A 12826-nucleotide genomic window follows, 5' to 3' on the forward strand; every position below is an offset into this window, starting at 1 on the left:
GGCGGGGTCAGACGGAGACCGTCTCGCCCGGCAGCGACAGGTCCAGGTCGACCGGCCGCTCGTCGCCCGTGTGGGTCGCCGACGAGGCGAGCGGGGCGTGGCCCGTGGCGCGGGCGGCGACGACGTAGGAGCCGCCGGCCGGGACGGTGAGGGCGTAGGCGCCGTCCTCGGCGGAGAGCGTCGAGCCCGCCTGGCGGCCCCGGCGGTCGATCAGCGTGACCTTGGCGCGGGCGACCGGGGTGCCGTCAGCGGCCAGGACGCGGCCGCGGAAGCCGCGCAGCACCGCTTCGGCGCGCTCCAGGTTGGCGTCCTCCTCGCTGCTGGCGCGCAGCTGCGGCTTGTCCGACGGGCGGCGGCCCGGCAGGAAGAGGGCCAGGAGCAGGCCCACGGCGACCGCGCCGGTCGCGATCAGGAAGGAGAGCCGGAAGCCGTGCATGGTCGGGATCTCGACGCCGCCGACGTTGTGCGCGGTGTTCGCCAGCACCATGCCGATGACGGCGCTCGACACGGACGTGCCGATGGAGCGCATCAGGGTGTTGAGACCGTTCGCGGCGCCCGTCTCCGAGGCCGGGACCGCGCCCACGATCAGCGCGGGCAGCGAGGAGTAGGCCAGGCCGATGCCCGCGCCCAGCAGGACCGAGATGACCAGGCTCTGCCAGGCGGCGCTCATCAGTCCGAGGCCCGCGCCGTAGCCGATCGCGATGATCAGCAGGCCGAGGATCAGGGTGACCTTGGGGCCGAACTTCGCGGACAGCCGGGCGTAGACGGGCGCGGTGAGCATCATCGTCAGGCCGAGCGGCGCGACGAGCAGGCCCGCGACGACCATCGACTGGCCGAGGCCGTAGCCGGTGGACTTCGGCAGCTGGAGCAGCTGGGGGAGGACCAGGGAGACGACGTAGAAGGAGACGCCGACCATGATCGAGGCGAGGTTGGTGAAGAGGACGGCCGGACGGGCCGTGGTGCGCAGGTCGACCAGCGGGGCCTTGACGCGCAGTTCCATCACGCCCCACAGGAGCAGGACGACCGCGGCGGCGGCGAACAGGCCGAGCGTGGTGCCGGAGGTCCAGCCCCAGTCGCTGCCCTTGGTGATCGGCAGCAGGAAGAGCACGAGGCCGGCGGAGAGGCCGATCGCGCCCGGCAGGTCGAAGGTGCCCTCGGCGCGCATCGGCGACTCGGGCACGACGAGCAGGGTGAGGGCGATGGCGAGGACGCCGAGGCCGGCGGCGCCGTAGAACAGGGCGTGCCAGTCGCTGTGCTGCGCGACCAGGGCGGCGGCGGGCAGGGCGAGGCCGCCGCCGACGCCTATGGAGGAGCTCATCAGGGCCATCGCCGAGCCGAGCTTCTCCCGGGGCAGCATGTCGCGCATCAGGCCGATGCCGAGCGGGATGGCGCCCATCGCGAAGCCCTGGAGCGTACGGCCGGCGATCATGAGCAGCAGGTCGCTGGTGAACGCGCTGACCAGGGCGCCGACGACCATGACCGCCAGACTCGTGATCAGCATGCGCCGCTTGCCGTAGAGGTCGCCGAGGCGGCCCATGATCGGGGTGGCCACCGCGCCCGAGAGGAGGGTCGAGGTCAGGACCCAGGTGGCGTCGCTGGGGGCGGTGTCCAGCAGTTGCGGCAGATCCTTGATGACCGGGACGAGCAGGGTCTGCATCACCGCGACAACGATGCCCGCGAAGGCGAGCACCGGGACCACGGGCCCGCGCGCTCTGCCGGCGGGACGGACTGTCGTCGTCTGCGTCATTGAGGGTGGCCTCCAGGCCGGGGGGTTCGGGTGTCACGTGATTACGTGGGATGTGAACCTCGTATGCGTAGGCAACTATTCCGTTGCTTCGGCACTCTAACGAAATCTTGACCTTCTCTTGGGATGGGCTCCTGGGATGCCGTGGCCCTAGGTCGAAATCCCGATGCAAGGAGCCTGGAGTGGTTGAGAGCATGACACCCATGCTCGAAGCCGCCGAAATGACCCGTACGCCACGCCGTACCGCGCCTCCCACCTGGCTGGTGATCGCGCTCACCTGCGCCGGGCAGTTCCTCGTCGTGCTGGACGTGTCCGTCGTCAACGTGGCGCTGCCGTCCATGCGGACCGGGCTCGGACTGAGCGAGCAGGGCCTGCAGTGGGTGGTGAACGCCTACGCCATCGCCTTCGCCGGGTTCATGCTGCTCGGCGGGCGGGCCGGAGACCTCTACGGCCGCAAGCGGATGTTCCTCGTCGGGCTCGGCCTGTTCACCCTGGCCTCGCTGGCGGGCGGACTGGCGCAGGACGACTGGCAGCTGCTGGTGGCGCGGGCCGCGCAGGGGCTCGGGGCGGCGGTGCTGGCGCCCTCGACGCTGACGATCCTCACCGCCTCGGTGCCGGAGGGCGCCGCCCGGGCCCGGGCCATCGGGACCTGGACGGCGGTCGGCGCCGGCGGCGGCGCGGCGGGCGGCCTGGTCGGCGGGCTGCTGGTGGAGACGCTGTCGTGGCGGTGGGTGCTGCTGATCAACGTGCCCGTGGGCGCGGTCGTGCTGTGCGGGGCCGCCTGGTTCCTCACCGAGGGCAGGGCCGGGGACGGGCGGCGGCTCGACCTGCCGGGCGCGCTGCTCATCACGGGCGGGCTCGGCACGCTCGCCTACGGCATCTCCCAGACGGAGGCGGCGGGCTGGACGGCGGAGGCCACGCTGCTGCCGCTGCTCGCCGGGCTCGCGCTGATCGGGCTGTTCCTCACCGTCGAGGCCCGGACGCGGAGCCCGCTGATGCCGCTCGGGCTGCTGCGGCTGCGGTCGGTGTCGTCGGCGAACGTGGCGATGTTCCTGTGCGGGTCCGCGATGTTCTGCATGTGGTTCTTCATGACCCTGTACGCGCAGAACGTCCTGGGCTACACCCCGCTGGAGGCCGGACTCGCCCTGGTCCCGAGCTCGCTGGCCGTCATCTTCGCCTCCAAGCTCGCGCCCCGGCTCATGCGGAGGATGGGCCCGCGGAACGTGGCGGCGCTGGGCACGCTGGTCGCCGTGGCCGGCTTCGCCTGGCAGTCGACGATGACCCCCGAGGGCGCGTACGCGACGACGATCCTGATCCCCGGAGTCCTGATGATGCTCGGCGCGGGACTGGCGGCGACCCCGCTGGCCTCCGTGGCCACGTCCGGCGCGCCGCCCGAGGAGGCCGGACTGGTGTCCGGCCTCGTCAACACCTCCCGCACGATGGGCGGTTCACTGGGCCTTGCGGTCCTGTCGACACTGGCGGCGACCCGATCGGCGGGCAGCGGGACACCGGCGGCGCTGACGGAGGGGTATGCGCTGGCGTTCCGGGTGGGGGCCGGGGTGCTGGCGGCGGGCGTGCTGCTCATGTGGGGCTGGCTGCCTCGGACGGCGGACGAGCGGTAGGACCGGCGAACCGGAGCGTGGCGTCGGTCCGGCTGAGCTCTCACAGCCAGCCCTGGCGGCGGCCTCGCGCAGGGCCTCCGTGCGGTTGCGGGTGCCCGTCTTGCCGATGGCGGAGGAGAGGTAGTTGCGGACGGCGGACTGCGAGAGGTGGAGTCGGGCGGCGATGTCCGTGACCGTCGCGCCGTCCGCGGAGGCCTGGGCCCTGTCGTCAAATTCCCGCCTGCCCCGCGACGCCATGCACGCTCCCCCATTGTCTTAAGGGTGTGGGAGGTGTCCCCACTCGCCGCACCGGGCGGCCACCCGCGTACAACCAGTACGAGGGCCTGCGCCCGGCAACTGTCAACAACGCTCGTGATCAATACACCTAGAGGGCGTCGCTCTCGCGTGCGGTGAGGGGGTTGGGGCCGGCGCTGAGCGCGGCCGTGGCGAGGGCCGGGTCGACGACCGTCTCGCCGGCCAGGACGCGGCGGATCGCGGCGGCGAGTTCCTCCACGGGGCCGTCCTTCACGAGGAAACCGGTGGCCCCGGTTTCCAGGGCGCGGCGCAGACAGCCGGGACGGCCGAACGTGGTGAGGATCAGCACCCGGCAGTCGGGCACCCGTGCGCGCAGTTCGGCGGCCGCGTCCAGCCGCTCTTTCCCGGGAGTTCGATGTCGAGGAGCGCGACGTCGGGGCGGTGGGCGAGCGCCGTGTCCAGGATCGCGTCACCGGCCCCCACCTGGGCGACGACCTCGATGTCGTCCTCCATGCCGAGCAGCAGCGCGAGGGCACCGCGCAGCATGCCCTGGTCCTCCGCGAGCAGCACGCGGAGGGGGCTGTCGGTCACGGGCCGAGGGGAGGGCGGGGCGCGTCGAGCACCGAGGCCAGCGTCTCGGTGAACGCCGTCGCCGAGTGGTCGGCGTGAGCACGGATGCGCGCCGCCACGGCGGCGGCGCCGCCGCCCTCGAGGAGCGGGACCAGCCGGTCGAGCCGGCCGCTGCTGTGCCGGTGTCCTTCCTGGGTGGACAGGTAGAAGTCCGTCGCGTCGTAGGCCATGTGGAAGACGTGCTTCTTCACATCGCTCAGCGTCAGGTAGTCGTCGTGGGTCTTGGGGGTCGGCTCGGGCGCGCCCACGCACACCGCGGGCGTGCCGGCGCCCCAGGCGTTGACGGCCAGGTGGTAGGTGTCCGTGATGACCAGGCGGTAGCGGGGCAGGACCCGCACCAGGTCGCCGATGGTGTGCCGCCCCGGGCGCTGCGCGATGTGACCGACCGGAGCGGGGACGTCCCGGTCGAACCAGGGCAGCCATTCCAGCGGGGCGCCCAGACGCTCGGACAGGTCCTGGCAGAAGGCGGGCAGCCACTCGGGGATCGGCGTCCGCGCACCGAGGAACACACCGATCGCACCGCCGTCCGGGACCGCCCGGGACCATTCCGTCGTCGCGAGGTGGTCGAGGTCGCCCGGGCGGGACAGCAGCGCCGCGTCCGAACCGAAGTGGTCGGTCGTACGGTCCCCGCGCAGATGCGCGATCTTCGCCGCCGAGAGCGGGTCCCGCACCCAGACGCGGCGGCTTCGCGTCACCAGGCGTGAGAACAGGGGGCCGTACTCCTTGTCCTCGTAGTCGGACTGGGAGTTGTGCAGGATCGTCCCGCCGTAGCTGAGGGTGCGCGCGAGGAGGTCGTCCGGCTGGTCCGCGAACAGCAGGGTGCGGTTGAGCAGGTTGCGGGCGGCCGCCCGGTCCTCGGCGAAACCGAAGTCGAGCAGGCGGTTCGTCGCGTCCTGCTCCAGGTAGTGCCGGGTGTGGAGGAAGTCGCCCCAGAAGACGACCGCGTCGTGATCCCGGAGCGAGTCGAGGTGCTCGGCGAGGGGGTGGAAGCGGAACGGCAGCTCTGTGCCTCGCGCGCACTCGCGCAGCGGCACGGTCTCCGGCGTGTGCAGGGTGTACCAGGTGGCGTCGGTCTCGGGGGCCATCCGCCGCCGCAGGGACTCGAACGCCAAGTCGACGGTCAGCATGCCGGTGTTGCGGTACCCGATGTTCGGCGCGGTGATGACGGCGACGCGTGCCATGTGCTCCATTTTCCCTAGCCGTTGCCGGCGCCGTCGACGCGTACGGGTCTATGGGCGGTACGTGTACGTGTGGCGCGCGCGGACCACCGGCCAACGTACACGTCCCCGCGGGCCGTTGCGCGTCCCGCCCCCTGGTCGCCGGGGCGGCGGTCAACCGGCCTCCGGGCCGGGTTGCGGGCCGGCCGCCGGTTCCCGGCCCGCCGCCTCGCCGCATGATCGCCGCCGTCACCATCGTCGAGATCCACGTGGCGTACGCGGTGTGGAGGCCGCCCCAGCCGTCGTGGAACCAGGACACCGCACCTGCCAGCACCGCCACCGCCGTACCGGCGGACCGCAGGTGTGACATGCGCAGGGCCGCGCCCGTCGCGAGGCCGAGCAGGGGGAAGAGCAGCAGCCAGGTGCCGCCGTAGCCGGCGGCGAGCGAGCAGGTCACGGCCGCCAGCAGGGCGAGGGCCACCTGCGTGGAGCGGGCCTCGCGCGTCTCCCTGCGGAACGCGCGGAACGCCACGTAGATGTAGAGCGAGTTGAAGGTGAGCAGCCCCAGCGCGCCGATCCACGGGTTCGGCGTCCGGTCCTGGAAGAGGTTGGAGAAGGCGCCCATCCCCAGCAGCAGCCACGGCAGCAGGGTGAACCCGCTGGGCGGCGGACCGGGGTGCTCGGGAAACTCGCCCCCTCTCCGGGCGGCCCCCCGGGACCGCCCGCACATGGCACCTGACCTTCTGTGTCCAGGACATGTCCCCGCCACCGATCAGACGTCCGCCGCGCCGCGGCGGTACGACAGTGGTCTGCGTGTCAGGGCAGAACGCTACGGATCCGCCGGGGCCGGGCGGCAGATGCGGTTGTACGGACTTCGGCAGGACAAATGTCATGGGCCGCGTCCCACCCGGAGCGGCGATCTGACACAGTGTCAGGAGGCTTCACAAGTGCGGGGGCCTGGGCTATACAGAGGGCGCAGGACTGGAACGCGTTCCAGTTCGGCCGCAGACGGCCTCGGCGCGGCCGACGGTGCGGACGGCCGTGCCGAGGTCTTTTGCCACGGTGGTCTTTCCCACGGTGGCCTTCCCACGGCGATCAGGAGCCCCATGCCCATCGACGCAGCCAAGGCGCTCGCCGCCGAACCCCGGACCGGCGAGCTCTCCTGGGACCACAAGGACGTGCAGCTCTACCACCTCGGCATCGGCGCGGGCCTCCCCGCCACCGACCCCGACGAGCTGCGCTACACCCTGGAGTCCCGGCTGCACGTCCTGCCGAGCTTCGCCACCGTCGCCGGTGCCGGATCCCCCGGCGTGATCAGCGGCCTGTCCATGCCCGGTGTCGACGTCGACCTCGCCCGCGTCCTCCACGGCGGGCAGAGCCTCCAGGTCCACCGCCCCATCCCGGCCCGGGGCCGCGCGACCGCCACCGGCCGGATCGCCGCCGTGTACGACAAGGGCAAGGCGGCCGTCCTCGTCATGCGCACCGAAGTCGGCGACGACGACGGCCCGTTGTGGACCAACGACGCGCAGATCTACGTCCGGGGAGAGGGCGGCTGGGGCGGCGACCGGGGTCCGTCCACCCGGCTCGATCCGCCCGCGGGCGAGCCGGACCGGGTCGTCGAACGGCACGTCCGCGAGGACCAGGCCCTGCTGTACCGGCTGTCCGGGGACTGGAACCCGCTGCACGCCGACCCCGAGTTCGCCAAGCGCGCCGGATTCGACCGGCCCATCCTGCACGGGCTGTGCACCTACGGCATGACGCTCAAGGCGGTCGTGGCCACGCTGCTCGACGGGGACGTGACCCGGGTCCGCTCGTACGCCACCCGGTTCGCCGGCGTCGTGTATCCGGGCGAGACGCTGCGCATCCGCATGTGGCGCCTGGACGGCGAGGTCCGGGTCGCCGTCAGTGCCGTCGAGAGGGACGACGCGCCCGTCCTCGCCGACACCGTCGTCGCACACACCTGAGTCCCACACGCCGTACGAGGGGAGCCGCACCATGCGCGCAGCCGTACTGCACGAGATCGGCCAGGACAAGCTGGAGGTCCTCGACGACGTCGAGGCGGTGGGGTTCGGCCCCGGCAAGGTGCGGATCCGGGTGCGCGCCGCGGGGCTGTGCCACTCGGACCTGTCCGCGATGAGCGGCGTGCTGCCGCAGCCCGGGCCGTTCGTGCCCGGGCACGAAGGGGCGGGCGAGATCCTCGAAGTCGGCGAAGGGGTCGGCCACTTGGCGGCCGGTGACCGGGTCGTCGTGTGCTGGCTGCCGGCCTGCGGCGCCTGCCCCGCCTGCAAGCGCGGACAGACCGAGCTGTGCCTGGCCGGGTTCATGAACGCGGGCACCCCCAACTTCAGGCGGCCCGCCGGGGACGTCTTCGGCATGGCCGGCACGGGCACCTTCACCGAGGAGGTCGTCGTCGACGCCGGGTGCGCGGTCCCGATACCCGACGACGTGCCCTTCGACATCGCCGCCCTCATCGGCTGCGGCGTGACGACCGGACTGGGCGCCGCGCTCAACACGGCCGACGTGGAGGCCGGTTCGTCGGTGGCGGTCATCGGGTGCGGCGGGGTCGGCATCTCCGTGATCCAGGGGGCCCGGCTGCGCGGGGCCGCCGAGATCGTCGCCGTCGACCCGGTCCAAACGCGGCGCGAGGCAGCCCTGCGGTTCGGCGCCACGAAGGCCGTCTCGCCCGACGAGTTGCCCGACGCCAAGCAGCAGATCACCGGCGGCGAGGGCTTCGACTACGTCTTCGAGGTCGTCGGCAAGTCCGCCACGGCGCGCGCCGCCTACGAGAACACCCGGCGCGGCGGCACCCTCGTCGTGGTCGGCGCGGGCGCCATGGACGACGTCCTCCAGCTGAACATGTTCGAGCTGTTCTTCGACGAGAAGCGCATCCTGCCGTCCATGTACGGCGGCGGGGACATCCTGCGCTCCTACGAACGCACCATCGCCCTGTGGCGCGCGGGCCGCGTCGACCTGGCGGGCCTGATCACCCACCGGGTCCCCTTCGCCGACATCAACGAGGCCCTGGACCAGATGCGGACCGGGACCGCCCTGCGCACGTGCATCGAGATGTGAGGAGGACACAGCCATGCCGCTGCCCCTGCCGCTGCCGTTGAAGGGACTGTCCGCGATCGTCACGGGCGCGGGCCGCGGGCTCGGCCGGGCCGAGGCGCTGGAACTTGCCCGGCTCGGCGCCGCCGTCGTCGTCAACGACTACGGGCGGCCCGGCCGCGACGGCACCGGCGAGGCATCGGCCGGGCCCGCCGAGGAGGTCGTCGCCGAGATACGGGCGGCCGGCGGGACCGCACTCGCGCACACCGGCGACGTCTCCGACTTCGAGCAGGCCCGCGGGCTCGTCGAGTCGGCCGTCGCCGCGTTCGGCAAGCTCGACATCCTCGTCAACAACGCGGGCATCCTGCGCGACCGCATGGTGTTCTCGATGGCCGAGGAGGAGTGGGACGCCGTCCTCCGCGTGCACCTCAAGGGGCACTTCAACACCACCCGGTTCGCCGCCGCCCACTGGCGGGAACGGTCCAAGCGGGCCGGGGAGCCGGTGTACGGGCGGATCGTGAACACCTCCTCCGAGGCGTTCCTCGCCGGTTCCGCCGGGCAGCCCAACTACGCCGCCGCCAAGGGCGGGATCGTCGGCCTGACCACCTCCACGGCCCTCGCCCTCGGCAAGTACGGCGTCACGGCCAACGCGATCTGCCCGCGCGCCCGCACCCGGATGACCGAGGACGTCTTCGCGGGCGTCGAACAGCCCCCCGGCAGCGGCCTCGACCCGCTCGCCCCCGAGCACGTCGCCCCGCTGGTCGGCTATCTGGCCTCACCCGCCGCGGGGCACGTGAACGGACAGCTCCTCGTGGTGCACGGCGGCATGGTGGCCGTCGTCGAACGGCCGCGGGTCGCCGCCCGGTTCGACAGCAAGCAGGACACCTTCACGTACGAGGAACTGGAGGCCGTCCTCGGGCCGTACTACGCGGACCGGCCGGCGGGGGAGACGTTCGCGGCGGCGGAGGTACTGGGGCTGAAACGCGGCTGAGAACGGAAACGGCCCCACCCGTCACAGAGAGGGTGGGGCCGTTCGCTCATCCGGACACTGACGTTCCGTCAGGCCGCGGTCTCGGTGCGTTCGGTCCGCTCGGTCTCCGCCACCGGCTTGCGGTGGCGGCCGCGCGGAGCCGTCTCGCCGACCTGCGTGGAGATCTCGCCGCGGTGCCGGCCGTGGCCGGCGGCGGTCTCCTGGACGTCGGCAGTGTGCAGCTGGTTGGTGCTGGCGTCGCTCATCGGATGGAATTCACCCCGTCAACATGATCTTTCAAACAGCCGGGCGAGTTTAACCGGCCCCCCGCACCCCGGATCCAGGCGGCCACGCCAACCGGCACTAGTTCGTTACAAGCCGTCCCAACGGCGCCTCTTGCAGCGGGACCGGGCGGGGGGCGGCGGGGGCCGGGGGCGGAGCGGGATCGGCTGGTGGAGTGGGTCGTGAGGGTTGTTCGGGTGGTGCGGGCTGTGCCGGCTGCGGAGGCGTCTCAGAGGTTTCCGCGGCCGGGGGCGCCGGTTCCGGGGGATGGCCTGTCACCGGGGACGCGCCGGGCTCGGGCGGTACGGCCGCGGGCGGGCTCACCTGTGCCACGCCGCACGGCACGGCCTCCGTCGCGTACGGCAGCCGCAGCACCCCGTCCGGCGTCCACAGGCCGGCGCCCACCAGCCACCCCTCGGGCGCCGGGAGGTGGTGCACGCGGCGCTCGGCCGGCCGCCACACGCCGACCCAACTGCCGCGCGGCCCGTCGACGCGCAGCGCCACCGCACAGGTCTCCGGCGTCAGCATCTGCCCCGGCTGGATCGCGAACGGCGTGACGGTGCAGTCCGGCAGCCGCAGGCACTCCGGGAAGCGCACCGGCAGGGTGCTGCCCAGGACACCCCAGCCCAGCCGATTCCGCCCCGGCGAGGGCGCGTCCGAGCGGATCAGCAGCAGCCCGCTGTCGTGGTCGGCGAGCAGCAGCCGGTCGTCGCTGTCGGCGGCGATCTGCAGCAGGGGCGACACCTCTCCGCCGCGCTCCAGGTCCACCACGACGGCCTTGGTGCGCCCGCCGGTCTCCCGGTCCAGGGCCAGCAGCCGCCCCGTACCGTCCAGCCAGACCCCTCCCGAGCAGCGGCCGGGCACTTCGGCCAGCCGCTCGGGCCCGAAGGCACCGCCCGCCACCAGCCACACCGTCGTCGCGCGCGGGCCGACGGACAGGGCGTACGCCCGCTCGCCGCCGGGGGCGGGCGGCAGCAGCCGCAGCCGGGCCGTGTCGTCCGGGCACTCCACCACGCCCAGGGGCACCTCGCCGGTGCCGGGCCCGGTCGGGTACAGCAGCGAGAAGGCGTGCCGCCCGGCCACCAGACGGTGGATGAGGACCCGCCCGTCACCCATCGGCTGCACCTCGGTGCCGGGTTCCTCCGGCTGGTTGCGGGGCAGGGGTACCGCGTACGGCTCGGGGCCGTCCAGGGTCCAGCGCTCGGGGAACCAGGAGTCGCCGGCCGACGCGAGGCGTGCGGCGTAGGCGCCGTCCGCGGTGAATGTGCATCCTGCCGGCGCGGCCTCGTCGTCCTCGTGTCCCACCGAAGGCTCGATCGCACACGCTGTCATCGTTCGGTCACCTCCAGTGACGAACGTAGTTTTCGCACGCGCAGCCGGGGAATCCGCAGGCACCCGACTTCACACATAAGGGTGTTCCAGGAACGATTCGCCTGAGGAGGAGGGGGCGATTGTGCTGAGCGGGGCGAGGGCGGGCGGGTAGCGGCGGTGGCGGTTCAACGGCACAGATCAGACGGGTAGCCTTGCACCCGTGCCCCGTCTGTCTGAAGTCATCGCCGAGCTGGAGAGCCTGTGGCCCGCCGAGCGGGCCGAGTCCTGGGACGCGGTCGGCACCGTCGCGGGCGACCCGGACCAGCAGGTCACGCGCGTGCTGTTCGCCGTCGACCCGGTCCAGGAGATCGTCGACGAGGCGGTGAAGCTGGGCGCCGACCTGCTCGTCACCCACCACCCGCTCTATCTGCGCGGCACGACGACGGTCGCGGCCTCCCACTTCAAGGGCCGTGTCGTCCACACGCTCATCAAGAACGACATCGCGCTGCACGTCGCCCACACCAACGCCGACAGCGCCGACCCCGGCGTCTCCGACGCCCTCGCGGGCGCCCTGGACCTCAGGGTCACCGGGCCGCTCGTACCGGACCCCACCGACCCCGAGGGCCGCCGGGGCCTGGGCCGCGTCTGCGTCCTGGACCACCCCCTGACCGTCCGCGAGTTCGCCGCCCGCGCCGCCGAGCGGCTGCCCGCCACCGCGCAGGGCATCCGGGTCGCCGGCGACCCCGAGGCGCTCGTCCGCACGGTCGCCGTCAGCGGCGGCTCCGGCGACAGCCTCTTCGACCACGTACGCGCGGCGGGCGTCGACGCCTTCCTCACGGCGGACCTGCGCCACCACCCCGTCTCCGAGGCCCGCGCCCACAGCCCCCTCGCGCTGCTCGACGCGGCGCACTGGGCCACCGAGTGGCCCTGGTGCGAGCTGGCCGCGAGCCAGCTCGACGAGATCTCCGACCGCCACGGATGGGACCTGCGCGTCCACGTCTCGAAGACGGTCACCGACCCGTGGACCGCCCACGCGGCCTCTACCACTTCTGACCCCCTGGGAGCCCCGAACTGAACGCCGAGCCCGCCGACCAGATCCGACTCCTCGACGTCCAGGACCTCGACGTCCGCCTCCAGCAGCTGGCCCACCGGCGGAGGTCGCTGCCCGAGCACGCCGAGATCGAGTCGCTGACCAAGGACCACACCCAGCTGCGCGACCTGCTCGTGGCCGCGCAGACCGAGGAGAGCGACACCGCACGCGAGCAGACCAAGGCCGAGCAGGACGTGGACCAGGTGCGCCAGCGTGCCGCCCGCGACCAGCAGCGCCTGGACTCCGGTGCCGTCACCTCCCCCAAGGACCTGGAGAACCTCCAGCGCGAGATCGCCTCGCTCGCCAAGCGGCAGGGTGATCTGGAGGACGTGGTGCTGGAGGTCATGGAGCGCCGGGAGTCCGCCCAGCAGCGGGTCGCCGAGCTGACCGAGCGGGTCGGCTCCGTCGAGGCGAAGATCGACGACGCGACCGCGCGCCGTGACGCGGCCTTCGAGGAGATCGACGGCGAGATCGCCACGGTCACCAAGGAGCGCGAGGTCATCGCCGGGTCGATCCCCGCCGACCTGCTCAAGCTCTACGAGAAGCTGCGCGAGCAGCAGGGCGGCGTCGGCGCGGCGAAGCTGTACGCGCGCAGCTGCCAGGGCTGTCGGCAGGAGCTCGCCATCACGGAGCTGAGCGAGATCCGCAGCGCGGCGCCCGACACGGTGATCCGCTGCGAGAACTGCCGCCGCATCCTGGTGCGCACGTCCGAGTCCGGTATCTAGGCCGCGGGGAGCC

11 protein-coding genes and 2 pseudogenes are annotated in these 12826 nt (G+C 72.9%); 7 read left to right on the plus strand and 6 right to left on the minus strand.

Annotation, left to right across the window (positions count from 1 at the left end; all coding sequences use genetic code 11):
- Window positions 1-7: 7 nt before the first annotated feature.
- Entirely contained in the window at window positions 8-1747 is a 1740-nt protein-coding gene (locus ABZ192_RS11260; protein WP_356924250.1) for an MFS transporter, read from the minus strand.
- A gap of 191 nt (window positions 1748-1938) precedes the next feature.
- On the opposite strand from ABZ192_RS11260, the gene ABZ192_RS11265 reads away from it, so the two are divergent.
- On the plus strand, window positions 1939-3366 hold the full coding sequence (locus ABZ192_RS11265) for an MFS transporter (protein WP_356924426.1): 1428 nt from the start codon (window positions 1939-1941) through the stop codon (window positions 3364-3366).
- Between the two features lie 40 nt (window positions 3367-3406).
- On the opposite strand, the pseudogene ABZ192_RS11270 reads toward ABZ192_RS11265, so the two are convergent.
- From ABZ192_RS11270 to ABZ192_RS11280, 3 genes and pseudogenes are all read right to left on the minus strand, one after another.
- Window positions 3407-3561, minus strand: a pseudogene (locus tag ABZ192_RS11270) (LuxR C-terminal-related transcriptional regulator); the annotation flags it as partial.
- 172 nt (window positions 3562-3733) lie between these two features.
- Window positions 3734-4146 (minus strand): annotated as a pseudogene (locus tag ABZ192_RS11275) (response regulator); the annotation flags it as partial.
- A 41-nt stretch (window positions 4147-4187) separates the two neighbouring features.
- Window positions 4188-5411, minus strand: a complete 1224-nt coding sequence (locus tag ABZ192_RS11280; protein WP_356924251.1) for a hypothetical protein — start codon at window positions 5409-5411, stop codon at window positions 4188-4190.
- 212 nt (window positions 5412-5623) lie between these two features.
- On the opposite strand from ABZ192_RS11280, the gene ABZ192_RS11285 reads away from it, so the two are divergent.
- The 4 genes from ABZ192_RS11285 to ABZ192_RS11300 all read left to right on the plus strand — a co-directional run bounded on the left by ABZ192_RS11285 (window position 5624) and on the right by ABZ192_RS11300 (window position 9426).
- Window positions 5624-5821 carry a hypothetical protein gene (locus ABZ192_RS11285; RefSeq protein WP_356924252.1) on the plus strand — a complete coding sequence of 66 codons (198 nt, stop codon included), beginning with the start codon at window positions 5624-5626 and terminating at the stop codon, window positions 5819-5821.
- 672 nt (window positions 5822-6493) lie between these two features.
- On the plus strand, window positions 6494-7351 hold the full coding sequence (locus ABZ192_RS11290) for a MaoC/PaaZ C-terminal domain-containing protein (protein WP_356924253.1): 858 nt from the start codon (window positions 6494-6496) through the stop codon (window positions 7349-7351).
- A gap of 31 nt (window positions 7352-7382) precedes the next feature.
- Window positions 7383-8459, plus strand: a complete 1077-nt coding sequence (locus tag ABZ192_RS11295; protein ID WP_356924254.1) for a Zn-dependent alcohol dehydrogenase — start codon at window positions 7383-7385, stop codon at window positions 8457-8459.
- 19 nt (window positions 8460-8478) lie between these two features.
- Window positions 8479-9426: a 3-oxoacyl-ACP reductase gene (locus ABZ192_RS11300; RefSeq protein WP_356924427.1), complete on the plus strand. Its 948-nt coding sequence runs from the start codon at window positions 8479-8481 to the stop codon at window positions 9424-9426.
- A gap of 68 nt (window positions 9427-9494) precedes the next feature.
- Here the strand turns inward: ABZ192_RS11300 and ABZ192_RS11305 are convergent, their stop codons facing one another.
- Together ABZ192_RS11305 and ABZ192_RS11310 are read right to left on the minus strand one after the other, a co-directional pair.
- Window positions 9495-9671 carry a hypothetical protein gene (locus tag ABZ192_RS11305; RefSeq protein ID WP_086565458.1) on the minus strand — a complete coding sequence of 59 codons (177 nt, stop codon included), beginning with the start codon at window positions 9669-9671 and terminating at the stop codon, window positions 9495-9497.
- Between the two features lie 97 nt (window positions 9672-9768).
- Window positions 9769-11019 carry a hypothetical protein gene (locus tag ABZ192_RS11310; protein ID WP_356924255.1) on the minus strand — a complete coding sequence of 417 codons (1251 nt, stop codon included), beginning with the start codon at window positions 11017-11019 and terminating at the stop codon, window positions 9769-9771.
- Window positions 11020-11218: 199 nt separating this feature from the next.
- On the opposite strand from ABZ192_RS11310, the gene ABZ192_RS11315 reads away from it, so the two are divergent.
- Complete coding sequence (locus ABZ192_RS11315; protein WP_356924256.1) at window positions 11219-12073, plus strand: Nif3-like dinuclear metal center hexameric protein; 855 nt, start codon at window positions 11219-11221, stop codon at window positions 12071-12073.
- Complete coding sequence (locus ABZ192_RS11320) at window positions 12070-12813, plus strand: C4-type zinc ribbon domain-containing protein (protein ID WP_356924428.1); 744 nt, start codon at window positions 12070-12072, stop codon at window positions 12811-12813. The genes ABZ192_RS11315 and ABZ192_RS11320 overlap by 4 nt, the downstream gene beginning before the upstream one ends.
- Window positions 12814-12826 lie beyond the last annotated feature (13 nt).

It is taken from the genome of Streptomyces sp. NPDC006235, from assembly GCF_040613735.1.
Taxonomy (GTDB): Bacteria; Actinomycetota; Actinomycetes; order Streptomycetales; family Streptomycetaceae; genus Streptomyces.